The sequence below is a fragment of the Variovorax sp. PEI5 genome, assembly GCF_056679935.1.
In genome coordinates this window covers 3,210,251-3,236,609 of sequence record NZ_CM155257.1, presented here as the reverse complement: position 1 = coordinate 3,236,609, position 26,359 = coordinate 3,210,251, and the positions used below count along the sequence as shown (strand labels likewise).

Below are 26,359 nucleotides of genomic sequence, written 5' to 3'. Positions count from 1 at the left end.
ATTTCCCGGGCAGAAAACCAGATCATGAAAGCTCAGAACCCAGACCCCAATGTCCCCTCGATGGCGAACGACATGGCGAACGTCCAGGACACTGGCTGGCTGGAACTGCCGACCGATCCCACCCGTGCGGCCGAGGGCGCACCCGCGCCGGCCTTCGACGATGTCCGCTGGGTCCTCGAAGCCCCGGCGACCCGGGCGATCCAGGCCTGGGTCAGGGCCCGGGGCCGCACCGTCCAGGCCGCCTGCGGCGTCGCCTGGAGCCTGGTGCTGGCACGCCTGGGCGGCCAGGACCATTTCCACCTCGAGCTCCGTGACGGCCACGATGGCCACGATGGGCACGATGGCGCCACCGCCGCGCCGGCGCGGATCCTGCGCGCGGACCTGCGTGGCGAGCCGTCGCTGGACGAGCTGCTGGCGCGCTTCGACACCGCGGTGCGCGATGCCGGCGCGGCGCCGGCCGACGGCCACGCGCCTCCCTGCGCCGGCATCGAGTTCGGCACCCTCCGGCCGGCCGGCCACACCGGGGCGCTGATGCTCTGCCTCGAGACGCGCGACGACCGCATCGAGGCCGCGCTGCATTTCTCCACCCGCCTGTTCGCCCGCGCCACCGCCGAGCGCTGGGCCGGCTATGTGCGGACCCTGCTGGCGGCCCTGCCGGCGCACGACGACCGGTCGCCGGACACCCTGCCGATGATCGATGCGGCCGAGCAGCGGCTGATCGACGGCGTCAACGCCACGCCGGCGACCCCGGCGGCCGAGGCGGCCATGCTGCCGGCCGGCGACCTGGTCCACGCGATGGTCGAGGCGCAGGCCATCCGCACGCCCGACGCGGTGGCCGTGACCCTGGGCGACGCCTCGCTGCGCTATGGCGAACTCGACGCCCGCGCCGACCGGCTCGCGACCCGCCTGCGCGCCCTCGGCGTCGGGCCGGACGTGCCGGTGGCCCTGCTGGTCGAGCGCAGCCTGGCGATGGTGGTCGGCCTGCTGGCCGTGCTCAAGGCCGGAGGCGCCTACGTACCGCTCGATCCGAGCCATCCGCGCGACCGCACCGCCGCCGTGCTGGCCGGCGCCCGGCCGCGCGTGATCCTGACCCAGGGCTCGCTCGCCGCCACGCTGCCGCCGGTCGAGGGCGACCCCCCGGTGCTGCTGCTGGAGGCCGATTTCGCCGCCTTCGAGCCCGCCGCGCCCGCCGCCGCCGCCGTCACCGCCGAAGCGGACGTGGCCGTGGCCGTGGCCCCGCACCACCTGGCCTACGTCATCTTCACCTCGGGCTCGACCGGCGCGCCCAAGGGCGTCGCCATGCACCACGCCGCGCTGGCCAACCTGCTGCGCTGGCAGGCCGCGCATCCGCGCGTGGCGGCACCGCAGCGCACGCTGCAGTTCGCCGCGCTGGGCTTCGACGTCGCCTTCCAGGAGATCTTCGCCACGCTGGCGGTCGGCGGCACGCTGGTGCTGATCGACGAGGCCGTGCGGCGCGATCCGCAGGCGCTGGCCGCCGTGATGCGCGCGCAGCGCGTGCAGCGGCTCTACCTGCCCTTCATCGCGCTGCAGAACATCGCCGAGTACCTGGTCGCCGCCGACGAGCCGCTGCCCGACCTGCAGGACGTGATGACCGCCGGCGAGCAGCTCCACGCCAGCCCGGCGGTGCGCGCCTTCTTCGCCCGCCTGCCCGGTTGCCGCCTGCACAACCAGTACGGCCCGACCGAGAGCCACGTGGTGACGGCGCTGGAACTGCCGGCCGATCCGTCGACCTGGGCCGCATTGCCCTCGATCGGCCGGCCGATCGACCACTGCCGCATCCACGTCCTCGACGCCCGGGGCCGCACCGCGCCGCTGGGCGTGGCCGGCGAGATCCACATCGGCGGCATCGGCGTGGCGCGCGGCTACCTGCACCGCCCCGAACTGACGGCCGAGCGCTTCGTCACCGATCCGTTCTCCACCGACCCGGCCGCGCGCCTCTACAGGACCGGCGACATCGGCCGCTGGCGCGCCGATGGCGAGATCGACTGCCTGGGCCGCAACGACCACCAGGTGAAGGTGCGCGGCCATCGCGTCGAGCTCGGCGAGATCGAGGGCGCGCTGCTGACCCACCCGGCGGTGAGCGAGGCCGCCGTGTTGGCGCGCCACGACGGCGGCGGCGACGCGCGCCTGGTGGCCTATGTCACCACGCAGCCCGGCACCGAGTCCGGCGCCGACGGCCTGCGCGCGCACCTCGCCGCGCTGCTGCCGCCCTACATGGTGCCGGCGGTGTTCGTCGCGCTCGCCACGCTGCCGCGCTCGCCCAACGGCAAGATCGACCGTCGCGCCCTGCCCGCGCCGCTGGCCGCGCGGCCCGAGCTGGGCGAGCCCTTCGAGGAGGGCCGCACCGACACCGAGCGGCGGGTCTGCGCCGCCTTCGAGCGCGTGCTGGGCCTCGAGCGCGCCGGCCGCGCCGACAACTTCTTCGACCTCGGCGGCGATTCGCTGCGGGTGCTCAAGGTGCTGGCCGAGCTGCAGGCCGCCAGCCCGCGCCGGCTGTCGACCAACCTGTTCTTCCAGGATCCGACGCCGGCGGCCATCGCGCGCTCGATCGACGGCGAGAACCAGGCCGCGCCGATCGCGCCATCGGCCGAGCGCGCGCGCTTCGACGCCGAGGCCGCCGCGCAGGAGCCGATCGCGCTGGTCGGCATGGCCGGGCGCTTCCCCGGCGCGGACGATGTCGAGGCCTTCTGGGCCAACCTGCGGGACGGCCGCGAGTCGATCCGCTTCTTCGACGATGCCGAGCTCGACGCCGGCGTGAGCGCGGCCCTGCGCGCCGACCCCGACTACGTGCGGGCCCGTGGCGTGATCGAGGGCGCCGACCGCTTCGACGCCGCCTTCTTCGGCATCAACCCCAAGGAAGCGACGCTGATGGACCCCCAGCAGCGCGTCTTCCTGGAGATCTGCTGGGAGTGCCTGGAGCGCGCCGGCTACGCGCCGGACCGCCAGCAGCGCCCGGTCGGCGTCTTCGCCGGCATGCACAACGCGACCTACTTCCAGCGCCACGTCGCGCCGCGCGCCGACCTGATCGACGCCGTGGGCGAGTTCACGGTGATGCTGGGCAACGAGAAGGACTATGTCGCCACCCGCGTGGCCCACCGCCTGAACCTCACCGGCCCGGCGATCAGCCTGAACACCGCCTGCTCGACCTCGCTGGTGGCCATGGCGCAGGCCTTCGCCGCGCTGCGCTCGGGCCAGTGCGACATGGCGCTCGCCGGTGGCGTCGCCATCACCTGCCCGCCCCACAGCGGCTACCTGCACCAGGAGGGCGCGATGCTCTCGCCCGACGGCCACACGCGCAGCTTCGATGCCCGGGCCCAGGGCACGGTGTTCGGCGACGGCGCCGGCGTGGTGCTAATGAAGCGCCTGTCCGACGCCCAGGCCGATGGCGACACCATCTATGCCGTGCTGCGCGGCATCGGCGTGAACAACGACGGCGGCACCAAGGCCAGCTTCACCGCCCCCAGTATCGACGGCCAGGCCGCCGTGGTGTCGATGGCCCTGGCCTCGGCCGGCGTCGATGCCCGCAGCATCTCGTATGTCGAGGCGCACGGCACCGCCACGCCGATGGGCGATCCGGTCGAGGTCGCCGCCCTGTCCCGCGCCTATGCCCGCCACACCGCCGACAGCGGCTTCTGCGCCATCGGTTCGGTCAAGAGCAATGTCGGCCACCTGCTGATGGCCGCCGGTGCCGCCGGCGTCATCAAGACGGCGCTGGCGCTGCACGAGGAACGCCTGCCCGCGACCCTGCACTACGAGAGCGCCAATCCGGCGATCGACTTCGAGGGCACGCCGTTCCACGTCAACGCGCATCTCGCCGACTGGCCGCGCCGGGACGGCGCCCCGCGCCGCGCCGGCGTCAGCTCGTTCGGCGTCGGCGGCACCAACGCCCACGTGATCCTGGAGGAGGCGCCGCTGGCGCAGCCGACCGAGCCGGTCGCCGGACCCCGGCTGCTGACGCTGTCGGCGCGCACGCCCGAGGCACTGGCCGCCATGCGCGCGCGACTGGCCGACCACCTGGAGGCGCATCCCGGCAGCAACCTCGGCGACGTGGCGCACACGCTGCGCGTCGGGCGCAAGGCCTTCGCGCGGCGCCTGGCCGTGGTGGCCGATGGCGTGGCCGAGACCATCGAGGTCCTGCGCGACCCCGCATCGCCCTATGCCATCGCCGGCGCCACCGCGGCGCGCGTGCACGAACCGGTGCTGCTGTTCCCGGGCCAGGGCGCGCAGTACGCCGGCATGGGACGCACGCTCTATGTCCACGACGAGATCTTCCGCGCGGCGCTGGACGAGGCCTGCGACGCCTTCGCGGGCGAGCTGGCCTTCGACCTGCGCGAACGCCTGTTCTCCGACGATGCCGCCGCCCTGGCGCCGACGGCGGTCACGCAGCCGGCCACCTTCGCGCTCGAGTACGCCCTGGCCCGCCGCGCCCTGCATCTGGGCCTGCGCCCGGCCGCCATGATCGGCCACAGCGTGGGCGAGTTCGCCGCCGCCGTGATCGCCGGCGTGATGTCGCTGGCCGACGCGGCGCGCCTGGTGGCGCGGCGCGGCGCCTTGATGCAGGCGCTGCCGGCCGGCCGCATGCTGTCGGTGCGCCTGGCGGCCGAACGCCTGGCGCCCTACCTGGCCGTGGCCGCCGCCGATGGCGTGTCGCTGGCGGCCGAGAACGGTCCCTCGGCCTGCGTCGCCGCCGGTCCCGCCGCCGGCATCGAGGCCCTGCAGGCGCGGCTCGAGGCCGATGGCATCGCCACGCGGCCATTGCAGACCTCGCACGCCTTCCACTCGGCCATGATGGACGCCGCCGTGGCGCCCTTCGAGGCCCTGGTGCGCGGCGTGACGCTGAACGCGCCGCACCGCCACATCGTCTCCACCCTCACCGGCCGCATGCTGAGCGCCGCCGAGGCCACCGACCCGGCCTACTGGGCACGCCACCTGCGCGAGGCGGTGCGCTTCTCCGGCGCGATCCGCACCGCGCAGGCCGAGTTCGCGCAGCCGCTGTTCATCGAGCTGGGCCCGCGCGCCACGCTCGCCACCCTGGCCCGCCAGCATGCCGGACGCGATGGCGCGCCGGTCGCCGTGTCGCTGCTGGCGGACACGCCGGCCATGGAGCTGGTGGCCTTCCAGCTCGGGCTGGGCCGGCTCTGGACGCTGGGCGTCGAGGTCGACCTCGACAGCCTCGACGGCCGCGACCGCAAGGCCCGCCTGCGCCTGCCGACCTATCCGTTCGAGCGCAAGCGCCACTGGGTCGACATCGCCGCGCCGACCGCGCAGCCGCACGCCTCGGCGGCACCCGCCGCACCCGCCGCATCCGCCACCCCGACCGCCCCCTCTTCCATCGATTCGACCCCGGAGCCCTCCATGCCCACCGCCGCCACCGCCTCCACCCGCCGCCTCGCGCTCCACACCAAGGTGCGCGAACTGTTCGAGGACATCTCCGGCACGCCCATGGGCGATGCCGATGGCGCCGCGTCCTTCATCGACCAGGGCCTGGATTCGCTGGTCCTGACGCAGGCCGCGCTGCAGGTCAAGAAGCACTTCCGCATCAACATCACCTTCCGCCAGCTGATGGAGGGCTGCCGCAGCTTCGACCTGCTGGTCGACCATCTCGACCAGACCCTGCCGCCGGAACCCGAGCCGGCACCGGCGGCCGCGGCCGTCGCGGCACCGGTGGCCGTGGCGGCGATCCAGGCGGCGCCGCCGGCCCAGGCGACATCGATGCCGGCGGCGGCGACCGTCGCGCTGCCGGTCTTCGCGCCGGCCGCCCCGCGCGCCGACGCGCCGATGCTCCAGCAGCTGATCGCCCAGCAGATGCAGCTCATGCAGCAGCAGCTGGTGCTGCTGTCGGGCGCGCCGGCCGCCGTGGCCCAGGCCGTGGCCGTCCAGGCCGCGCCCGTCACGCCCGTCGTCACGGCCGCCACGCCGGCCACGACCGTCGCCGTGCCGGCTGAGGTCAGCGGTGGCGTCGGCTACGACGTCAAGAAGGCCTTCGGCGCCATCGCCCGCATCCACACCACGCCCAACCGCGAGATCACCGGCCGCCAGCAGACCCGCCTGGACGCCTTCGTGCGCCGCTATGTCGAGCGCACCGCCAGGAGCAAGGCCTTCACGGCCGACAACCGCGACCACATGGCCGACCCGCGCGTGGTCAACGGCTTCCGGCCGGCGACCAAGGAGATCACCTACCAGCTGGTGGTCGACCGCTCCAAGGGCTCGCGCGTCTGGGACATCGACGGCAACGAATATGTCGACGTGCTCAACGGCTTCGGCATGAACATGTTCGGCTGGCAGCCCGACTTCATCAACGAGGCGCTGCACCGCCAGCTCGACCGCGGCTACGAGATCGGCCCGCAGCATCCGCTGGCCGCCGAGGTCACCGCGCGCATCTGCGAGCTCACCGGCTTCGACCGCGCCGCGCTGTGCAACACCGGCTCCGAGGCCGTGATGGCGGCCATGCGCATCGCCCGCACCCACACCGGTCGCAGCACCATCGTGCTGTTCGCCGGCTCCTACCACGGCACCTTCGACGAGGTGCTGGTGCGCGCCGGACGCGGCGCGCGCGGCATCCCGGCGACGCCGGGCGTGATGAGCGGGGTGTTCGGCGACGTGCGCGTGCTCGACTACGGCACGCCCGAGTCGCTCGAGTTCATCCGCGAGAACGCCGACGAGCTCGCCGCCGTGCTGGTCGAGCCGGTGCAGAGCCGCCGCCCCGACTTCCAGCCGCGCGAGTTCCTGCAGGAAGTGCGCGCCATCACCGAGAAGAGCGGTGCCTGCCTGATCTTCGACGAGGTCATCACCGGCTTCCGCGCCCACCCCGGCGGCGCCCAGGCGATGTTCGGCCTGCGCGCCGACCTCTCGACCTATGGCAAGGTGATCGGCGGCGGCATGCCCATCGGCGCCGTGGCCGGCAAGCGCGAGTTCATGGACGCGCTCGACGGCGGCGCCTGGAACTACGGCGACGACTCGATCCCGACGGTGGGCGTGACCTACTTCGCCGGCACCTTCGTGCGCCACCCGCTGACCCTGGCCGCGGCCAAGGCCTCGCTCGACCACATGGCCGCCGCCGGCGGCGCGCTGCAGGCGCAGCTCAACCTGCACACCGCGGCCATGGCCGACGAGCTGACGGCGTTCTGCCGCGAGGTCGGCGCGCCCCTGGAGATCCGCCACTTCGCCTCGCTGTGGCGCGTGAGCTGGCTGGAGGACCACCCGCTGCAGGACCTGCTGTTCGCCATGATGCGCAGCCGCGGCGTGCACATCCTGGACAATTTCCCCTGCTTCATGACGACCGCCCACACCCGCGACGACATCGCCACCATCAAGTCGGCCTTCAAGGAATCGGTCGCCGAGATGCAGCAGGCCGAGTTCCTGCCCGGCCGGGCGATCGCGCCACGCGGCTTCGACGCCGCCAACCCGCCGGTGCCCGATGCCCGCCTGGGCCGCGACAAGGACGGCCAGCCGGCCTGGTTCGTGCCCGATCCGGCCGCCCACGGCAAGTACGTGAAGCTGCAGGCCTGAGCCCCCGGCCCCCCTCCTTGCGCGCCATCCGGACCATGTACTCCTCCACGCCCTCTCCCGCCGCCGACGACGCTCGAGCCACCATGAACACGACTCCCGAAGAGGACGACTTCGATCCGTTCGCCGCCGGCGTCATCGAACAGACCGCGCCCGCCACCGAGGCGCAGCGCGAGGTCTGGCTGGCCGACCGTCTCGGCGAGCAGGCCTCGCTGGCCTACAACGAGTCGCTCACGCTGCGCCTGCGCGGCGCGCTCGACACGCCGGCCCTGGTCACCGCCTTCGACGCCCTGGTGGCGCGCCACCCGGCGCTGCGCACCACCTTCTCCAGCGATGGCAGCCAGCTGCTGATCGGCGAACCCACGCCCCTGCAGCTGGCCGAGCACGACCTGCGCGCGCTGGCCCCGGCGGCGCAGAAGCGCACGCTCGAGGCCGAGTGCGCGGCCGTCGTGCGCGAGCGCTTCGACCTCGCCAACGGACCGCTGTTCCGCGCCGCGCTCTACCACCTGGCGCCGATGGAGCACCTGCTGGTGATGAGCGCGCACCACGCGGTGTGCGACGGCTGGTCGTGGGGCGTCATCGCCGACGACCTCGGGCGGCTCTACGCCGAGCGCATCGGCGCCGGTCCGGCGCTGGAGCCGGCGCCGGGCTATGCGGAGTACGCGGCCTGGGAAGCGTCCGAGGCCGAGAGCCCCGACATGCAGGCGCACGTCGACTACTGGCTGGGCAAGTTCGATGGCGGCAGCCTGCCGGTGCTGGAGCTGCCCCTGGACCGCGCCCGCCCGGCGGTGCGCACCTTCGCCTCGCGGCGCGTCGACCACCCGCTCGAGCGCCCCCTGATCGACGCCCTGCGCCGCACCGGCTCGGCCGCCGGCGCCAGTCTCTACGCGGTGCTCTTCAGCGGCTTCGCGGCACTGCTTCATCGCCTGACGGCACAGGACGACATCGTCATCGGCATCGCCGCGGCCGGCCAGATGGCGGCCCAGATGCCGCGCCTGGTGGGCCACTGCGTGAACCTCCTGCCGCTGCGCGTGGCCGTGGACGACACGCTCGCCTTCGACGCCCTGATGCGCCAGTCGGCCAGCCAGTTGCTCGATGCCTTCGAGCACCAGAACCTGACCTATGGCTCGCTGCTGCGGCGCCTGCCCATGACGCGCGATCCGAGCCGGCTGCCGCTGGTCAGCGTGCTGTTCAACGTCGACCGCGACGCCGCGCCCGATGCCGGCAGCTTTCCCGGCATCCAGGCCGAGCAGGGCAGCCTGCCGCGCGCCTGCGAGAACTTCGAGCTGTTCGTGAACATCGCGCCGACCGCCGCCGGCATGCAGGTCGAGCTCCAGTACAACAGCGACCTGTTCGACCACGCCACCATCGAGCGCTGGCTGGCCGCCTACGAGTGCCTGCTGCGCGACGCCGTGGCCGAGCCCGCGCGCGGCGTCGGCCGCCTGGAACTGCTCGACGCCGCCGGCCTGGGCGCGCTGCAGGCCCTGCAGCCGGCGCCCTGGCCCGCGCTCGACATCGCCGAGCAGACCATGCATGCCGCCTTCGCGGCCCAGGCCCGGGCCGAGCCGGCGCGCCACGCCTTGCGCTTCGAGGGCCTGGCGCTGAGCTATGGCGAGCTGGACGCGCAGTCGAACCGGCTGGCGCGGGCCCTGCGCGCGCGCGGCATCGGCCGCGGCGCGCTGGTCGGCCTGTGCCTGCCGCGCGACGCCGGCATGGTGATGGCCCTGCTGGCGGTGCTCAAGAGCGGCGCCGCCTATGTCCCGCTGGATCCCGACTTCCCGCAGGCGCGCCTGGACTACTACGCCGAGGACGCCGGCCTGGCGCTGCTGCTGACGCTCTCCGACGTGGCGACCGCGCCGCGCGCCTGGCATGCCGAGGCCGCCACGCGCACCCTCGCGCTCGACACCCAGCGCGCCTGGCTCGAGGAGTCCGACGCCGCGCTGCCGCCCGGCCCGCTCGACGCCCGGCCGGCCGACACCGCCTATGTCATCTACACCTCGGGCTCGACCGGCAAGCCCAAGGGCGTGGCGGTGCCGCACGGCGCGGTGGCGAACTTCCTGCGCAGCATGCGCCACGAGCCGGGCATCGATCGCGACGACCGGCTGGTGGCCGTGACCACGCTGTCGTTCGACATCGCCGTGCTCGAGCTGATGCTGCCGCTGTCGGTCGGCGCCGAGGTCGTCATCGCGACGCGCGACGTCGCCATGAACGGCACCGCCCTGGGCGAGCTGATCCACGCCAGCGGCGCCACCATGCTGCAGGCCACGCCGGGCATGTGGCGCCTGCTGCTGGAGGCCGGCTGGCAGCGCCGGGTCCCGTTCAAGGCGCTGGTCGGCGGCGAGAGCCTGCCGGGCGACCTGGCGCACGACCTGCTGCAGGCCGCCGGCGAGGTCTGGAACATGTACGGCCCGACCGAGACCACCATCTGGTCGACGCTCTGGCGCGTCGATCCGGCACTGGTCGGGCGCACCGGCGTGTCGATCGGCCGGCCGATCGCCAACACCACCGTCTGGATCCTGGACGAGCACCTGCAGCCGCTGCCCGCGGGCGTGCCCGGCGAGATCTGCATCGGCGGCGATGGCCTGGCCATCGGCTATCTGCACCGGCCCGAACTCACGGCCGACCGCTTCGTGACGACCACCCTGGGCGGCCGGACCGTGCGCATCTACCGCACCGGCGACCGCGGCCGCTGGCGCAACGACGGCCTGCTCGCGCACCTGGGACGCAACGACTTCCAGGTCAAGGTGCGCGGCTACCGCATCGAGCTCGGCGAGATCGAGGCGCGCTGCAACGAGATGCCCGGCGTGACCAGCAGCGTGGTGCTGGCGCGCGAGGACAAGCCCGGCGACGTGCGCCTGGTGGCCTACCTCGCCACCCTCCCGGGCATCGCCATCGGCCGCAGCACGCTGGCCGAGCACCTGCGCGAGAGCCTGCCCCAGTACATGCTGCCCCAGCACGTGGTGACGCTGCCGGCGCTGCCGTTGCTGCCCAACGGCAAGGTCGACCGCAAGGCGCTGCCCGCGCCCGCTGCGGCGACGGCGCCGCATCCGGCCGCCGTCGCGGCGGCGCGCATCGCGCCGCGCAACGAGCGCGAGCGCCTGGTGCTGGCGGTGATGGAGGAGGTGCTGCACACGCCGGACATGAGCGTGGTCGACGACTTCTTCGCGCTGGGCGGCCATTCGCTGCTGGCCGCGCGGCTGGCGGTGCGCATCGGCACCACCTTCGGCCTGCAGCTGCCGCTGGGCAAGGTGTTCGAGGCGCCGACGGCCGAGCGCATGGCCGCCGAGATCGCCCGCATCCAGGCCAGCGGCACGCAGCTGCAGATCGCCATCCCGCGCCGCAGCGACCGCCGCTCCGCTCCGCTCACGCTGGAGCAGCAGCGCATGCGCTTCGCCGAGGAGCTGCATCCGGGCACGACGGCATTCAACACGCCATCGGTGCACCGCCTCACCGGGCCGCTGGACCGGGCACTGTTCGAGCGCGCGCTGCGCCACGTGGTGCGCCGCCAGGACGCATTGCGCACCGCCATCGTGCCGGCCATCAATGCCGAGGGCTGGCGCCAGCGCATCGACGACGAGGTCGTGCTCGAGCTGCCGTTCGAGGACCTGGGCATGCTGCCGGTGGCCGAACGCGAGGCCGAGATGCGCCGCCGCGCGCAGGCCGTGATCGACACCCCGATCGCCACCGACGCCGCGCCGCTGTTCCGCTGCGCGCTCTACCGGCTGGACGCGCAGGAGCACGTCTTCCTGTTCATGGCGCATCACCTGGTGTGGGACGGCTACTCGTTCGACGTCCTCTACCGCGAGATGGCCACGCTCTACGCCGGCCTGGTGGCCGGCCAGGACGTGCAGACCGCCCTGCCCGAGACGACGGTGAGCTATGGCGACTTCGCCGCTTGGCAGACCCGCTGGCTGGAAGGCGCCGATGCCGCGCGCCAGCGCGACTACTGGCGCGCCCGGCTCGCGGCGGCGCCGGTGCTGTCGATGCTCGCGGCCGACACGCCGGTGCGCGCGGGCACGCCCGGCGAGGGCCGCAGCGAGCACCTGAGCGTGCCGGCGTCACTCTCCGAGGCCCTGCGCGACGTCGCCCGGCGCCACAACCTGACGCTCAACATGGTGCTGATGGCCGCCTATGGCACCGCGCTGGCCAACGCCATCGGCCAGCCGGCGGTGGGCATCGGCATGCCGGTGCGCGGGCGCATCGTGCCCGAGCTCGAGGACGTGATGGGCTTCTTCGTCGGCCTGGTGCCGGTGCTGCTGGAGGCGCGGCCGGAACTGTCGTTCACCGACTTCGCCGCCGCCCTGCGCGCGGACATGACCGGCGCGCTGGCCCACCAGGACCTGCCGTTCCAGCACCTGACCCAGCAGGCCAGCACGGCGCAGCGCCGCGCCGGCCTCTACCAGGCCGTGTTCTCGTTCCAGGACACGCGCGAGCGCCAGCGCCACTGGGGCCCGCTCGCGCACGACATGGTGATGCTGTTCCAGAAGGGCCTGACCGACGACCTCGGCCTCTGGCTGCTCGACCGCCCCACCGGCCTGGAGGGCTTCTTCGTCTACAACGCCAGCCTCTATTCCGCCGCCACGGCGGCGGCGTTCCGGCAGAACTTCGTCGACATCCTGGCCGCCGTCGCGGCGCACCCGACGACGCGCCTGGGCGAGCTGGCGCAGCCGGCCGCCATCCTGGCGCAGGCCTCGGCGGCGCAGGCGGCACCGGCGCCGGCGCCCGTCGCCAGCACCACGGCGCTGCTGCAGCCCGAGCAGGCGCGCCTGGCCCAGCTGTGGGCCAGCGCGCTGGACATCGACGTCAACGAGATCCGCCCGGACGACAACTTCTTCGATCTGGGCGGCGACTCGCTGATGGCGATGCGCGTGGTCCAGCACTCGCAGGAAGTGCTCGGCCATCGCGTCGAGCCCCGGCGCTACGTGTTCGAGAGCCTGGCGCAGCTCGCGGCCAAGCCCGCGGCCGTGCCGACCGCGCCCGGCACGCTGGCCTCGGCCGACGCCCCGGCCCCGGCCCGGGTCGGCCTGCTCGGCCGCATGTTCCAGGGCTGGGGCCGCAAGGGCTAGAGCAGGGCACGACGACGATGACGATGGCGCTCTCCATGCCGCTGCCGCTGAACGGGCCGGCCCAGGCCCATTGCGACGTCTGGCTCGTCGCGCTCGACCGGGCGGTGCCGCAAGCCCTGCGCGCGCAGCTCTCGACATCCGAGCGCGAGCGTTCGCAGCGCTTCGTCTTCGCCCGCGACCGCCATCGCTTCGTCGCCGCGCATGCCGCCCTGCGCCAGCTGCTGGCGCAGCGCACCGGCCTGCCTGGCGCCCTGGTCGAGCTGACCGAGAACGTCTTCGGCAAGCCGCTGCTGGCCGGAGCGGGACCGGGCGGGCCGAACGCGCCGCATTTCAACCTGAGCCACAGCCAGGACCTGGGCGCGGTCGCCTTGTCGGACACGCACGAGATCGGCATCGACGTCGAGGTGCTGCGCCCGCTCTCGGACCGCGCCGCCATGGCCCGGACCTACTTCACGCCGGCCGAGCAGCGGGCGCTCGAACGCGTCGAGTCGCGCGGCGCCCTGGCGGCGGAGAAGGCCTTCTTCACCTGCTGGACGCGCAAGGAGGCCTGCCTGAAGGCCCTGGGCCTGGGCCTGCAGCTGGCCACCGACAGCTTCGAGGTCGGCGTCGAGGCGAACATGGCGGAAGCGCTCGACATCGACATCCAGACCCTCGAGGGCATCGAGCGCGTGCGGCTGGAGTCGTTCCCCTGCGGGCCGGACGCCGTCGGCGCGCTGGCGCTGCGTCTGGCCCGCGACCCGTCCCCCTCCGTTTCTGCATGCGGCGCCGCGCATGCTTCGAAGACCTCCGCATGACTCCCCTGATGTTCGGTCCGGCCTCGCGCCGGCTTTTCGGCCTCTACCATCCCGCCGGAGAAGGCCGCCCGGTGCGTGGCGCGGTGCTGATATGCCCGCCCTTCGGCCAGGAGGCGCTGCGGTCGCACCGCTTCTTCAAGGTGCTGGCCGACCGGCTCTCGCGCGCCGGCTTCTCGGTCCTGCGCTTCGACTACTACGGCACCGGCGACTCGCCGGGCGACGATGTCGAGGGCGAACTCGAGGGCTGGTCGCGCGATGTCGTGGCCGCCCACGAGGAATTGCGCCGGCTGTCGACCACGTCCGCCGGCACGCCGCCCCTGAACTGGCTCGGCGCCCGCCTGGGCGGCACGCTGGCCCTGCTGGCGGCGCGCCAGACGCGGCCCGTGCTGGACCGCCTGCTGCTGTGGGAGCCGATCATGGACGGACCCGCCTACGCGCGGATGCTGCGCGAGTGGCATGTCCATTCCCTGGAGATCTCCTACTGCATCCCTGAGCCATCGTTGCGCCGCCAGCTCGCCAGCGACGAGAATGCCTTCGTCGCCGAAGCCTCCGGTTTCGGTGTCTCCGCCCGGCTGCGCGCGCAGCTCCTGCGGCTGCAGCCGGACGAGCTGCGCTGCGAGACGACCGGCCGCGTCACCGTGATCACCCGACCGGGCGACAAGGCCGTCGCCCAGTGGGTTCGGCTGCAGGACGCGGCCCACGTGCTCGATTTCGATCATCCGCTCGACTGGAACTCCGACCCCGGCAGCAGCAACGCACTGGTGCCGGCCGAAGCGCTGAAACAACTACTCGCAACGATGAATGAGTGACATGAACATCGAGCAAATCCCCATCCTCTTCGGGCCCGAGCGCAACCTGGTCGGCGTGATCACCACCCCGGCGAGCAGCACCGGCGCGCCGATCGCATGCCTGATGCTCAACATGGGCGCCAACCATCGCGGCGGCCCGCACCGGATCAACGTGAAACTGGCCCACCGGCTCGCCACGATGGGCATCACCAGCCTGCGCATGGACCTGGCGGGCCTGGGCGACAGCGGCCCGGCGCGCACCGACCTGGGCTACTACGCGCAGTGCGTGGTCGACCTGCAGGCCGGCATGGACCTGCTTCGCACGACGCACGGCATCCAGCGCTTCCTGGTGGTGGGCCTGTGCTCGGGCGCCGCGCACGCGCTCAACCTGGCGGTGGACGATCCGCGCGTGACGGGCATCCTGCTGTTCGACGGCTACAGCTTCGCCGGCCGCCGCTGGCACTGGGAGCGCTCGCTGCGGCGTGCGCTCGCCGCGCCGACCAACCCGGCCGTGATCGGCAAGACCATGCGCTGGCTGCGGCGCACCTTCACCAACGCCGCGCCGGTGGCCGCCGACACGCCCGCCGTCAACATCTTCACGATGGAGAAGGAGACCCCGGCCGAGGTGCGCGCCACCTTCAGCCGCTCGATGGCGACCCTGGTCGGTCGCGGCGTGTCGGTCTACCTGCTCTATTCGGGGACGCAGCACGTGCGCGACGTCGACCGCGACCACCTCGGATCGCTGGTGCGCGAGCCCTTCGCCGACCAGGTGCGCTACGAGTTCTCGCGCGACATCGACCACACGATGACCTCGCTGGTGGCGCAGAACGCGTTCCTGACCTGCGCCTCGAACTGGGCCCTCGGCATCGCGATGCCGGGTTCGACCCTGGGCCTGGTGCAGTCCGGCACCGGTCACCTCGAAACGGCCGAGGAGGAGACGCCCAGCGCCTGGGGCGCCCTGGCGCCGGCCAAGGCCGCCGGCGGCTCGCGCCAGACCCGCAAGGCGGATCGCGGGTTCATCGAAACGGTGTACTAGGGCCAAACGCCCGGGCCGGTCGGACACCGGTCCGATCGCGCAAAATGGGGGGTTCCCCAGCCTCTGGATATACCCCATGAACCGCTGCCCTTCCCCACCCTCGCCGCTGCGCGGCGTCGCCGTGCTGGCCACCGCGCTGCTCGCCACGCCATTCGTGGCGTCGCCGGCCCGGGCCCAGACCCCGGTCGAGGCCGCGGGCATCTCCAGCGAAGCCGCCTTCGGCGGGCGCAACTTCCCCGCCGACGCGTTGCGCGGCCGCCTGCGGGTCGTCGATCCACCGGTGATCCGCCTGGACGGCCGGGAGGATCGCTTCTCGCCCGGCGTGCGCATCCGCGATGCCCGCAATCTACTGGTGGTGAGCAGCACCGTCACCGGCCAGGACCTGCTGGTCAACTACACGCGCGATGCCGCCGGCCTGGTGCGCGAGGTGTGGGTGCTGAGCACCGACGAGGCCCGGGCCCCGCGCGACGCCGCCACCCGACCCCTGCTCGACTTCTGGCCCTTCGCCTCTCCTCCCGGCGCGCGCGACGACGGTCGCACGCCCTTCGCCGACCTGCCCGGCTACACGCAGTGACCGCGCCCTTCCTCCCGCCACCGGCCGACACCGGCGCTCCCGGTTCCTCCCTTTCTCCCCGACCCCCACGCTCCCCCCACGCCATGTCCAAGAAAGTCTTCATCAAAACCTTCGGCTGCCAGATGAACGAGTACGACTCGGACAAGATGGCCGACGTGCTCCGGGCCGCCCAGGGCTACGAGGCCACGCGCGACATCGAGCAGGCCGACCTGATCCTCTTCAACACCTGCTCGGTACGCGAGAAGGCCCAGGAGAAGGTCTTCAGCGACCTCGGCCGCGTCAAGCACCTGAAGGCGCGCGGCGTGAAGATCGGCGTCGGCGGCTGCGTGGCCAGCCAGGAGGGCGCGGCCATCATCGAGCGCGCGCCCTATGTCGACGTGGTGTTCGGTCCGCAGACGCTGCACCGCCTGCCGGAGATGCTGGCGCAGCGCGAGCGGCTGGACCGTCCGCAGGTCGACATCAGCTTTCCCGAGATCGAGAAGTTCGACCATCTGCCGCCCGCCCGCGTGGAGGGCGTGACGGCCTTCGTCTCGATCATGGAGGGCTGCTCCAAGTACTGCAGCTACTGCGTGGTGCCCTACACCCGCGGCGAGGAGGTCAGCCGGCCGTTCGACGACGTGCTGGCCGAGGTCGCCGGGCTGGCCGCGCAGGGCGTGCGCGAGGTCACGCTGCTGGGCCAGAACGTCAACGCCTACCGAGGCGCCATGGGCGGCACCACCGAGATCGCCGACTTCGCGCTGCTGCTCGAGTACGTCGCCGAGATCCCCGGCATCGAGCGCATCCGCTACACCACCAGCCATCCCAACGAATTCACGCCCCGTCTGATCGAGGCCTACGCCCACATCCCTCAGCTCGTCTCGCACCTGCACCTGCCGGTGCAGCACGGCAGCGACCGCATCCTGATGGCCATGAAGCGCGGCTACACGGCCATGGAATACAAGAGCACGGTGCGCAAGCTGCGCGCCCTGCGCCCGGGCCTGGCGCTGTCGAGCGACTTCATCGTCGGCTTCCCCGGCGAAACCGAGGACGACTTCGAGCGGATGATGAAGCTCATCGACGACATGGATTTCGACGCCAGCTTCAGCTTCATCTTCAGCCCGCGCCCCGGCACGCCGGCCGCCGCCCTGCACGACGACACGCCGCACGAGGTCAAGCTGGCGCGCCTGCACCGGCTGCAGGCGGCCATCGACGCCAACGTCAAGCGCTTCGGCCAGGCCCTGGTGGGCAGCACGCAGCGCGTGCTGGTGGAGGGCAGCTCGCGCAAGGACGCCAACGAGCTCATGGGGCGCACCGACTGCAACCGGGTCGTCAACTTCGCCGGCGACGCGCGGCTGGTCGGCCAGATGATCGACCTGCGCATCACGCGCTCGATGGCCTACACGCTGCGCGGCGAGGTGCCGCTGCGCGGGTCGGACGACCCGCTGCCGGCCTCCGCCGCCGTCGCGCCGCTCGCCGTCTGATGGCGCACTTCAAGGCCGTGCGCGGCTCCTTCCAGCAGCTCCTGCTGTTCGCCTTCCTGCTCATCACCGCGCTGCTGGTGGGCGTGGCGTTGCGCGCGGTATTCCAGTACGACGCCCTCATGACGCAGAACCGGGACGCCGCCTCGCGCGCGCTGGCGCTGTCGGGCGCCGCGCAGTCGCTGGCCGAGCGCAGCGCCGCGATGGAGCGCGCCGGGCGGCAGTCGCTGGTGCTCAACGATGCCGTGCTGCGCCGCCGCTTCGAGGACGCCGCGCGCGATGCGCGCGCCATCGTCGAGCGGCTGGAGGACAACGGCGTGCCCGCTGCTTCCATCGAGCCCTGGCGCGCCCAGCTCGCCGCGCTGCAGACGCTGCTGCTCGGGCCGACCGAGACCGCGCTCTCGCGCGAGTCGACCATGGCGATGCAGTTCCGCGAACTCGACACCGCCAACACCGCCATCGCGCAGCAGGCCCAGGCCCAGATCGAGGCGCAGAACAAGGCGCTGGAGCAGCGCATCGAGAGCGCGCGCGTGCGCCTGATGCGCCAGGTGCTGGCCGCCAGCGCCCTGGCGGTGGCACTGGCGCTGGCCTTCGGGGTCTGGCTGGCGCGGCCCTTCAAGCGGCTCCAGCGCGCCATCGTCGGCCTGGGCGAGAACCGGCTGGACGAGCCGATCGACATCCGCGGCCCGGCCGACGTGCGGCGCGTGTCGCAGCAGCTCGAATGGCTGCGCCTGCGGCTGACCGAACTCGACGCCGACAAGGCACGCTTCCTGCGCCACGTCTCGCATGAACTCAAGACGCCGCTGGCCGCGCTGCGCGAAGGCATCTCGCTGCTCGAGGACGGCGTGACCGGCGCCCTGAACCCGGCGCAACGCGAGGTGGCGCAGATCCTGCAGCAGAACGCGATCTCGCTGCAGGGCCAGATCGAGGCGCTGCTGCGCTTCAACGCCGCCGCCTTCGAGGCGCGCGAGCTGCACCGCGAACGCACGCCGCTGCTGCCGCTGATCGAGGAGCAGGTGGAGGCGCAGCGCCTGCAGTGGCATGCCTACGGGCTGCGCATCGAGGTCGGTGGCGAGCCGCTGTCGGTGGTGATCGACCGGACCAAGCTGGGCGCGGCGATCGCCAACCTGCTGTCCAACGCGATCCGCTTCTCGGAGCGCGGAGGCATCATCCGCATCGGGGTCTCGGGCACGCCCGAGACGACCTTCATCGACATCGCCGACGCCGGCCCCGGCATCGCCGAGGGCGACCGCGAACGCATCTTCGAACCCTTCTATCGCGGCAGTCGCCAGCCTGAGCATGCGGTCAAGGGCACCGGCATCGGCTTGTCGATCGTGCAGGAGTACATTGCTGCGCACGGCGGTCGCGTCGTGCTGCTTCCGGATGGACCGGGCGCGCGGTTCCGCATCGAACTGCCACGCTCGGGCTGAGCGTCGCCGCTGCCGGACCGCCGCACCGCACACCCGTCGCCCGAGCCGTCGTCTCCACCGCTTTTTCCGCTGTCCCTCGTGCCGTTCCGAACCATGCCTTTCCCGTCCGTCCACAGGCTGCCCTCCGCTGTGGCGGGCACCGTCGCGTTGTCGCTGTCGCTGGCGGCCTGCGTCGCCCCACCGCGCCAGCCCGATGCCGCCACCACGCCCGCCACGACGGCGGCGGCCACCGCCGAGGCGGGCGCACGGCCGGCGCGGCCCGCCTCCGCCACGGCCGCGCTGCCGCCGATGCGCGTGATGCCGGTCGAGGCAGAGCCCGTCGCGCCGGCCACGCAAGCCGCCCTGGCCTACGTGCCGCGCGGCTTCGGCCCCATCGACGCCATGCTGCTCTACGCCGACAAGCTGCGGCCCCTGGCGGCGTCCGAGCTGGCCGCCGAACTGGCGCGACTGGGCGACCCGGGCGACTCGCCGACGGTCCAGATGCAGGCCGCCCTGGTGCTGGCGCAGACCCGCGCCTCGGCCGATCTGGCGCGCGCCCTGGCCCTGCTGCAGCGCGTGATCGCCAGCAGCGCGACCGAGGCGCTGGCGCTGCAGCCGCTGGCGCGCACCCTGGCCGCGCGCTATCTCGACCAGCGCCGCATCGAGGACGACCGCGACCGTCAGGTCCAGCAGCTGCGCGAGAGCCAGAAGCGCATCGAGCAGCTCAACGAACGCATCGAGGCGCTGCGCGCCATCGAGCGCAGCTTCTCGCGCCCCAACAGCAGCCACACCCTGCCGTCGTCCGGCGGCAACGGCAACGGCGGCAGCAACCGGCCGGGGCCCGCGCCCTGACGGTCGCGCCATCGCCCGCCGATTGCCATCGAATCCCGCCGATCTTCCAAGGAACCACGCCATGACCGATACCGCCCCCACCACGAGGCATCCCGGCGCCCGGCTGCTGGTCGTGGACGACGACCCGGACATGCTGCGCCTGCTGTCGCTGCGCCTGAACGCGGCCGGCTACCAGGTCAAGGCCGTGACCTCGGCCGAATCGGCCCTCAACCAGCTGGAGATCGAACATCCCCAGCTCGTGCTGAGCGATGTGCGGCTGCCCGGGCGCGACGGCCTGGCGCTGTTCGACGAGATCCGCAAGCACCATCCGACCCTGCCCGTGATCCTGCTGACGGCGCACGGCACCATCCCCGATGCCGTCGAGGCGACGGCGCGCGGTGTCTTCACCTACCTGACCAAGCCCTACGACGCCCGCGAACTGCTCGAGAAGATCAGCCAGGCGCTGGCGCTGGGCGCTCCGGCCGCGACCCCCGGCGGCGCCGGCGGCGACGACAGCTGGCGCTCCGAGATCGTCAGCCGCAGCAGCCGCATGGCCGAGCTGCTGGCGGAAGCGCACATGGTCGCCAAGTCCGATGCCAGCGTGCTGCTGCGCGGCGACAGCGGCGCTGGCAAGGAACTGCTCGCGCGTGCCATCCACAAGGCCAGCTCGCGCGCGGCGCGGCCGTTCGTGGCGGTGAATTGCGGCGCCATCCCGGAGGCGCTGCTCGAATCCGAGCTCTTCGGCCACATGAAGGGCGCCTTCACCGACGCGGTGGCCAATCACAAGGGCCTGTTCCAGCAGGCCGACGGCGGCACCCTGCTGCTCGACGAGATCGGCGACATGCCGCCGGCGCTGCAGGTCAAGCTGCTGCGCGTGCTGCAGGAGCGCGCGGTGCGGCCGGTCGGCGCGGCGCAGTCGATCGCGGTGGACGTGCGGATCGTCTCGGCCACGCACCGCGACCTCGACGCGGCGATGGAGGCGAACCAGTTCCGCGAGGACCTGTACTACCGCCTCAACGTGGTCACGCTCACGCTGCCGCCGCTGTCGGCGCGGCGCGAGGACATCCCGCTGCTGGCCAACCACTTCCTCCAGCGGCTGTCGACCAAGTACGGCAAGCGTCTCTCGGGTTTCGCGCCCGAGGCCATGAAGGCATTGACCACCGCCTCCTGGCCGGGCAACGTGCGCCAGCTCTTCAACGTCGTCGAGCAGGTCTGCGCGCTGTCGGGCTCGCCGCTGATCCCGCTGGCGCTGGTCCAGCGCGCCCTGCGGGTGCCGACGGTCGAGGTCCAGACCTATGCCGATGCCAAGCAGCGCTTCGAGCGCGACTACTTGGTCGGCCTGCTCAAGCTCACCGATGGCAATGTCGCCGATGCCGCGCGCCTGGCCGATCGCAACCGGACCGAGTTCTATCGCCTGCTGCAGAAGCACGAACTGACCCCGGGCCACTTCAAGGCCGACACCCCCCCGTCGCCGGGCAGCGAAGCTGTCGCCGACGAGCGACAACGCTAAGTCGTTGATTTCATTGGATTCCCGGGTTGGGGGTCCAATGCTTGTCGGGCTGGAGCGACAAATTCCCGGGGTTTGAGGGGTCGATCGTGGCATCAGCCCAGGGGAAACCCTGGAAATCAATGCCAAGTCGTTGATTCGAAAGGGTTTTCAGACTCTGGCACAGGGCTTGCCATATGAATGGCATGACCGCCCATTCCAGCCCCTCATTCGCGATGCGTACGCAGCGCGATGGCCTGCGCTCCAAGCAGGCCCTCCTCTCCAAGTCCCGCGTGCCGGGCCACTCCGGGGCTGGATCCGAAACCAGCGGCGCGCCGTTCCTGGATTGCGTCACCAAGCGCTTTCCGGCAATCGGCGACACGTCCGCCCTCTCTCTCAAGAACCGTTGGTAAGCCGCCATGAAACCCACTGATTTCTCGCAGATGCGCGTACTGACCGAAGACGACTTCTCGCGCCGCGTCCTGCCGCGCGAAGAGCGTCATCCCAATTCCGTGACCGCGCCGCCGGTGCATCGCGGCTCGATGGCGCCACGCCCCTGGCGCGGTTTCTGGAACAGCATCGGGACCGCCATGCTGGTCCGGCTCGGCGCCGGTGGCGCCGAGGCCCGCGAGACCTTCCCCGAACTCTCGGACGTCGAGCAGCCGTGGCAGCGCGCCGCGCGCCAGCGTCGCCTGGCCTTCATGCTGCTGGCGATCGTCAGCACGGCCATCGCCTCGTCGCTGTTCGCCAGCGTCCAGCCCGACTACAACAACGTCTGGCTCGAATATGGACAGATCGGTCTCTACGGCCTGCTCTCCGGCTGGGTCGTCACAGGCTTCGTGACCGCGCTGATGGGCTTCTACGTCTCGGTGCGCGGCGACAAGCATGCCCTGTCGGTCAAGCAGATCGCCGGCCACCCGATGAATCCCGAGGCCCGCACGGCGATCATCATGCCGATCTGCAACGAGGACGTCGCCACCGTGTTCGCCGGCCTGCGCGCCACCTGCGAATCGGTCGCCTCGACCGGTCATGCCAAGCATTTCGATGTCTTCGTGCTGTCCGACAGCTACAACCCCGAGACCGCCGCCGCCGAGCGCGCCGCCTGGGAAGACCTGCGCGCCGCGCTGGCCACCAGCCCGAACCAGCCGCAGGTCGAGGTGTACTACCGCCTGCGCAAGCGTCGCACCCACCGCAAGGCCGGCAACGTGGCCGACTTCTGCCGCCGCTGGGGCAAGGACTATCGCTACATGGTCGTGCTCGATGCCGACTCCGTGATGAGCGGCGACTGCCTGACCTCGATGGTCAAGCTGATGGAAGCCAACCCGACCGCCGGCATCATCCAGACCGCGACGCAGGCCATCGGCCACGTCACGCTGCACGCCCGCGCCCAGCAGTTCGCCTCGCGCGTGACGGGCCGCCTGTTCACCCTGGGCATGCAGTTCTGGCAGCTCGGCGAGTCGCACTACTGGGGCCACAACGCCATCATCCGTGTGCAGCCCTTCATGGACCACTGCGCCCTGGCGCCCATCGAGGGCACCGGCGGCATGTCGGGTGGCATCATGTCGCACGACTTCGTCGAAGCCGCGCTGATGCGCCGTGCCGGCTACCACGTGTGGCTGTGCGCCGACCTCGTCGGCAGCTACGAGCAGCAACCGCCGGACCTGCTGTCCGAACTGCAGCGTGACCGCCGCTGGTGCCAGGGCAACCTGCAGAACGCCCGCCTGATGGCCGAACCCGGCATCCACCGCGTGCATCGCGCCATGTTCGTGACCGGCACCATGGCCTATGTCTCCGCGCCCCTGTGGCTCGCCTTCCTGACGCTGGGCACCGCCCTGTGGCTGTCGGGCTCGAGCATCGTGTCGAGCTGGAACGTGCTGCCGATGGAACTCGCCGGCCTGTGGCTGTGGACCCTGTGCCTGCTGTTCCTGCCGCGCGTGATGGGCATCGCCGCGGTGCTGATGCGTGGCGAGCAGCGCCAGTACGGCGGCCTGTGGGGCCTGATCAAGAGCTCCGCGCTCGAGAGCGCCCTGGCCATCGTGCAGGCGCCGGTGCGCATGCTGGCCCATTCGCTGTTCGTCGTGGTCGCCCTGACCGGCATCAAGCTCGACTGGAAGTCGCCCCCGCGCGAAGCCGCCGCCGTGCCGTGGAAGATCGCCCTGTCGCAGCTCGCGCCGATGACCTTCGTGGTCGCCGCGCTGGCCGTGGGCATCGCGATGATCGATGCCAGCGCCCTGGTATGGCTGGCGCCGGTGGGCCTGCCGCTGCTGCTGGCCATCCCGCTGACCGTGCTGACCAGCCAGATCGCCCTGGGCACCGCCCTGCGCGAACGCGGCTTCCTGCTGATCCCCGAGGAATCGCGCTCGCCGGCCGTGCTGCGCCGTGCCTGGATGCACGCCGTCCGCCTGGCCCGCCCGGTCCTGGCCGTGGCCTGATCCTTCCTCCTCGCACCGGGTCCCGACGGACCCCGGACGGCGGCCCCGGCATCGACCGGGGCCGCCGTTTTTTCTTGCCGACGCGCATGTGCGCCCCGGGCAGAATCGCGCCCATGAAGAAGTGGTGGTGGTCCGAGGGTGCGTGGTGCGTGGCATGGCTGGCGTTGTCGACCGCCGGCGCCGCGTGGCTGGCGCATGCCGAACTCGAGCGCCTGCGGCAGGACTTCGAGACCGACGCCCGCATCGCCCACCGGCTCCTGAGCCAGCAGGTGGTGCAGTACGACGCCATCCTGGCGACCCTCGCCCTGCTCGAATCCGATGCCGACGCCACCCGCCTGGGTCGCGGCCTGTCCTCGGTCTATGCCTCCATCCTCGACGTCCAGCGGCGCGATGCCGACGGCACCTGGCCCGCTGGTCCGCGCGCCGCCGACTTCGCCGCCGCCGAGGCGATGTCGCGCCAGGCGCAGCGGCCGCAATCCGCCGCGCTCGACCTGCCGCGCGGCCGCTATTGGCTCGTGATCGGCGCCACGCCGACCAGCTATGCGCTGGACATCAACCTGGCCGGCAGCGTGCCGTGGCGCGACTGGCCGATGGACCCGCAGGCCAGCGCGACGCGCGTGGCCCTCGAGCACCAGGGCCGGCAGTGGGTGATCCAGCCCGGCCGGGCCGCCGCCAATGGCTGGCGCTTCGACTTCCACAAGGTGCTCGCCTCCGCCAGCCAGGCCTTCGACGTCGTCGCGTCCCGGCAGGTCGGGCTTGCCGAGCTGCCATGGCGCCGCATGGCCGGGTGGGCGACGGCGATGGCGGTGGTGCTGGCCGTCCTGCGCGGCCTGCAGCGCCAGCGCGTCGCCCGGCGCCGCGCCGAGGAACTGCTGCGCCTGGGACGCGTGGCGCGCCTCGATTCGCTCGGCGAGCTGTCGGCCGGACTGGCGCACGAACTCAACCAGCCCCTGACCGCCGTGCTCGCCAGCACCCAGGCGGCGCGGCGCCTGCTCGACGACGAGCCGCCGGACCTCGACACCGCCCGCATCGCCATGGGCCGGGCCGCCGAGCAGGCCCGCCGTGCCGCCGACGTGCTGGGCCGGCTGCGCGGCCTGATCGAGCAGCGGCCCGACGCCGGCGCCGCCGGCGCGGCGACGCGATCGATCGTGCTGCAGGAGGCGGCCGGCCAGGCGCTGCACCTGCTCGAACCCGAATTCGCGCAGCGTGGCGTCGCGCTGCATTTCGAGGCCCGGGCGCAGCCGCCGGTGCGGGTGCGCGCCGATCCGGTGGCGCTGGAGCAGATCGTCCACAACCTGATCCTGAACGCGCTGCAGGCGCTCGAACGCACGGGCGCGGATGGCCGCCGGCTCGCCCTGGTGGTCGGCAGCAATGGCGCCGAGGGCGTGCTGGCGGTGAGCGACAACGGCCCCGGCATCGAGCCGCAGGCATTGCCGCGCCTGTTCGAGCCCTTCTTCAGTACCCGCGAGGGCGGCCTCGGCCTGGGACTGAGCCTGTGCGAGACGCTGGCCGCCGGCATGGGAGGTAGCCTGGGCGCGACCAACCTGTCGCCCCATGGCGCCTGCTTCACGCTGATGCTGCCGCTGGCGACGACCAGCGATGGCGACCCCGCCCAGCCCGGCACGACGCCGACACCGGCCCCTTCGACCGCCACGGAGACCTCCGTGCCATGACACCGATCGCCGCTCCGCCGCTCTCCCCGCTGATCCACCTGATCGACGACGACCTCGCGGTGCGCGAGAGCCTGGCGCTGCTCATCGCCACCGTCGGCCTGCGGGTGCAGGACTGGGCCGATCCGCAGGCCTTCCTCGATGGCTTCGACCGGGGCGGCATCGGCGCCATCGTGCTGGACGTGCGCATGCCGGGCATCGGCGGCCTGAGCGTGCTGGACCGCCTGAAGGCGCAGGGGGTCGACCAGCCGGTGATCATGCTCACCGGCCATGGCACCGTCGAGATGTGCCGGCGCGCCTTCAAGGCCGGCGCCGCCGAGTTCCTGGAGAAGCCGGTGGACGACGAGCAGCTGCTGGAGGCGCTGCAGCACGCGGTGCGCCAGCACGTGCGCTCGCGCGAGCGCGCCCAGGCCGACCAGTCAGCGCGCGACCGCTTCGCGCAGCTGTCCGAACGCGAGCGCGAGGTGCTGGGTTTCATCGCCCGGGGCCTGACCAACAAGGAGATCGCGCGCGCGCTCGGACTGTCGCCGCGCACGGTCGAGACGCATCGCGCCAACCTGTTCGCCAAGCTCGAATGCGATTCGCTGGCGCAGCTGATCCGGCGCTACGCCATGCTGGTGGACGAGCCGGGCGGCTGACGCGACGACGTCGGCTGCGTAGTTCTACGGAGGCGGCGCGTGCGCGTACGAATGGTGCGGAGCGCAGCGTTTTCCTACATTGGTCGGGTCCTGCAACCCCACCCCTCCATGGAGATCCCGTCATGAACCACTCCCCTCGCCTGGCCATCGCCGGCCTGCTCGGTGCCCTGCTCGCCGCCCCGTTCGCGCAGGCCCAGACCGCGTCCGCCCCCGCGCCAGCGCCCGTCGTGCGCGTCGAGCGCAACCTCTCGCTCGCCCTGGCCAGCCAGATCGCCGCCGAGAGCGTCGCGGCCTGCACGGCCAACGGCTACAGCGTCTCGGCCACGGTGGTCGACCGGGCCGGCACGGTGCGCGCCGTGCAGCGCGCCGATGGCGCCGGCCCGCACACGCTGGCATCGAGCGAGCGCAAGGCCTGGACCTCGGCCTCCTGGAAGAGCCCGACGCAGGCGCTGATGGAAGGCGCGCAGAAGAACCCGGCCGCCGCCAATCTGGTGTACCTGCCCGGCGCCCTGCTGCTCGGCGGTGGCGTGCCGATCAAGGCCGCTGGCGAGGTGATCGGCGCCGTCGGCGTCGGCGGCGCGCCCGGCGGCCATCTCGACGAGCAGTGCGCGAACGCGGCGCTGGAGAAGGTCAAGGGCCTGCTGGGCTGAC

Annotated in this window: 15 protein-coding genes; all 15 read left to right on the top strand. The window is 72.5% G+C overall.

From position 1 onward, the window contains the following. Window positions 1-24 precede the first annotated feature (24 nt). Window positions 25-7,530 (top strand): amino acid adenylation domain-containing protein, encoded by a 7,506-nt coding sequence (locus AC1MLT_RS14790; protein WP_481032952.1) that lies wholly within the window; start codon window positions 25-27, stop codon window positions 7,528-7,530. Between the two features lie 83 nt (window positions 7,531-7,613). Beyond that, window positions 7,614-12,593 (top strand): amino acid adenylation domain-containing protein, encoded by a 4,980-nt coding sequence (locus tag AC1MLT_RS14785; RefSeq protein ID WP_481032951.1) that lies wholly within the window; start codon window positions 7,614-7,616, stop codon window positions 12,591-12,593. Between the two features lie 17 nt (window positions 12,594-12,610). Further along, window positions 12,611-13,387 carry a 4'-phosphopantetheinyl transferase family protein gene (locus tag AC1MLT_RS14780; RefSeq protein WP_481032950.1) on the top strand — a complete coding sequence of 259 codons (777 nt, stop codon included), beginning with the start codon at window positions 12,611-12,613 and terminating at the stop codon, window positions 13,385-13,387. Continuing rightward, window positions 13,384-14,196 carry a serine aminopeptidase domain-containing protein gene (locus AC1MLT_RS14775; protein WP_481032949.1) on the top strand — a complete coding sequence of 271 codons (813 nt, stop codon included), beginning with the start codon at window positions 13,384-13,386 and terminating at the stop codon, window positions 14,194-14,196. Before AC1MLT_RS14780 ends, AC1MLT_RS14775 begins: the two co-directional genes overlap by 4 nt. Before the next feature lies 1 nt (window position 14,197). Continuing rightward, complete coding sequence (locus AC1MLT_RS14770) at window positions 14,198-15,211, top strand: alpha/beta hydrolase (protein WP_481032948.1); 1,014 nt, start codon at window positions 14,198-14,200, stop codon at window positions 15,209-15,211. Window positions 15,212-15,287: 76 nt separating this feature from the next. After that, window positions 15,288-15,785 (top strand): hypothetical protein, encoded by a 498-nt coding sequence (locus tag AC1MLT_RS14765; protein ID WP_481032947.1) that lies wholly within the window; start codon window positions 15,288-15,290, stop codon window positions 15,783-15,785. Window positions 15,786-15,868: 83 nt separating this feature from the next. After that, on the top strand, window positions 15,869-17,245 hold the full coding sequence (miaB, locus tag AC1MLT_RS14760; protein ID WP_481032946.1) for a tRNA (N6-isopentenyl adenosine(37)-C2)-methylthiotransferase MiaB: 1,377 nt from the start codon (window positions 15,869-15,871) through the stop codon (window positions 17,243-17,245). Beyond that, complete coding sequence (locus AC1MLT_RS14755; protein ID WP_481032945.1) at window positions 17,245-18,672, top strand: sensor histidine kinase; 1,428 nt, start codon at window positions 17,245-17,247, stop codon at window positions 18,670-18,672. The genes miaB and AC1MLT_RS14755 overlap by 1 nt, the downstream gene beginning before the upstream one ends. Before the next feature lie 93 nt (window positions 18,673-18,765). Then, a complete protein-coding gene (locus AC1MLT_RS14750; protein ID WP_481032944.1) occupies window positions 18,766-19,503 on the top strand; it encodes a hypothetical protein in 738 nt (245 codons plus the stop codon). Between the two features lie 61 nt (window positions 19,504-19,564). Then, window positions 19,565-20,992: a sigma 54-interacting transcriptional regulator gene (locus tag AC1MLT_RS14745; RefSeq protein ID WP_481032943.1), complete on the top strand. Its 1,428-nt coding sequence runs from the start codon at window positions 19,565-19,567 to the stop codon at window positions 20,990-20,992. Between the two features lie 182 nt (window positions 20,993-21,174). Beyond that, window positions 21,175-21,381, top strand: coding sequence for a hypothetical protein (locus tag AC1MLT_RS14740; protein WP_481032942.1), 207 nt, complete (start codon window positions 21,175-21,177; stop codon window positions 21,379-21,381). A 6-nt stretch (window positions 21,382-21,387) separates the two neighbouring features. Then, window positions 21,388-23,400, top strand: a complete 2,013-nt coding sequence (gene mdoH / locus AC1MLT_RS14735) for a glucans biosynthesis glucosyltransferase MdoH (protein WP_481032941.1) — start codon at window positions 21,388-21,390, stop codon at window positions 23,398-23,400. Window positions 23,401-23,513: 113 nt separating this feature from the next. Then, window positions 23,514-25,073 carry a sensor histidine kinase gene (locus tag AC1MLT_RS14730; RefSeq protein WP_481032940.1) on the top strand — a complete coding sequence of 520 codons (1,560 nt, stop codon included), beginning with the start codon at window positions 23,514-23,516 and terminating at the stop codon, window positions 25,071-25,073. Next, window positions 25,070-25,708, top strand: coding sequence for a response regulator transcription factor (locus tag AC1MLT_RS14725; RefSeq protein ID WP_481032939.1), 639 nt, complete (start codon window positions 25,070-25,072; stop codon window positions 25,706-25,708). The genes AC1MLT_RS14730 and AC1MLT_RS14725 overlap by 4 nt, the downstream gene beginning before the upstream one ends. A gap of 122 nt (window positions 25,709-25,830) precedes the next feature. Continuing rightward, window positions 25,831-26,358 (top strand): GlcG/HbpS family heme-binding protein, encoded by a 528-nt coding sequence (locus AC1MLT_RS14720; protein ID WP_481032938.1) that lies wholly within the window; start codon window positions 25,831-25,833, stop codon window positions 26,356-26,358. The last annotated feature ends 1 nt before the right edge of the window (window position 26,359 follow it).

Bases quoted from the DNA above. Each gene is read 5' to 3' on its own strand.
- AC1MLT_RS14790 (WP_481032952.1), top strand. From the start codon at position 25: ATGAAAGCTCAGAACCCAGACCCCAATGTCCCCTCGATGGCGAACGAC.
- AC1MLT_RS14785 (WP_481032951.1), top strand. From the start codon at position 7,614: ATGAACACGACTCCCGAAGAGGACGACTTCGATCCGTTCGCCGCCGGC.
- AC1MLT_RS14780 (WP_481032950.1), top strand. From the start codon at position 12,611: ATGACGATGGCGCTCTCCATGCCGCTGCCGCTGAACGGGCCGGCCCAG.
- AC1MLT_RS14775 (WP_481032949.1), top strand. From the start codon at position 13,384: ATGACTCCCCTGATGTTCGGTCCGGCCTCGCGCCGGCTTTTCGGCCTC.
- AC1MLT_RS14770 (WP_481032948.1), top strand. From the start codon at position 14,198: ATGAACATCGAGCAAATCCCCATCCTCTTCGGGCCCGAGCGCAACCTG.
- AC1MLT_RS14765 (WP_481032947.1), top strand. From the start codon at position 15,288: ATGAACCGCTGCCCTTCCCCACCCTCGCCGCTGCGCGGCGTCGCCGTG.
- miaB (WP_481032946.1), top strand. From the start codon at position 15,869: ATGTCCAAGAAAGTCTTCATCAAAACCTTCGGCTGCCAGATGAACGAG.
- AC1MLT_RS14755 (WP_481032945.1), top strand. From the start codon at position 17,245: ATGGCGCACTTCAAGGCCGTGCGCGGCTCCTTCCAGCAGCTCCTGCTG.
- AC1MLT_RS14750 (WP_481032944.1), top strand. From the start codon at position 18,766: ATGCCTTTCCCGTCCGTCCACAGGCTGCCCTCCGCTGTGGCGGGCACC.
- AC1MLT_RS14745 (WP_481032943.1), top strand. From the start codon at position 19,565: ATGACCGATACCGCCCCCACCACGAGGCATCCCGGCGCCCGGCTGCTG.
- AC1MLT_RS14740 (WP_481032942.1), top strand. From the start codon at position 21,175: ATGACCGCCCATTCCAGCCCCTCATTCGCGATGCGTACGCAGCGCGAT.
- mdoH (WP_481032941.1), top strand. From the start codon at position 21,388: ATGAAACCCACTGATTTCTCGCAGATGCGCGTACTGACCGAAGACGAC.
- AC1MLT_RS14730 (WP_481032940.1), top strand. From the start codon at position 23,514: ATGAAGAAGTGGTGGTGGTCCGAGGGTGCGTGGTGCGTGGCATGGCTG.
- AC1MLT_RS14725 (WP_481032939.1), top strand. From the start codon at position 25,070: ATGACACCGATCGCCGCTCCGCCGCTCTCCCCGCTGATCCACCTGATC.
- AC1MLT_RS14720 (WP_481032938.1), top strand. From the start codon at position 25,831: ATGAACCACTCCCCTCGCCTGGCCATCGCCGGCCTGCTCGGTGCCCTG.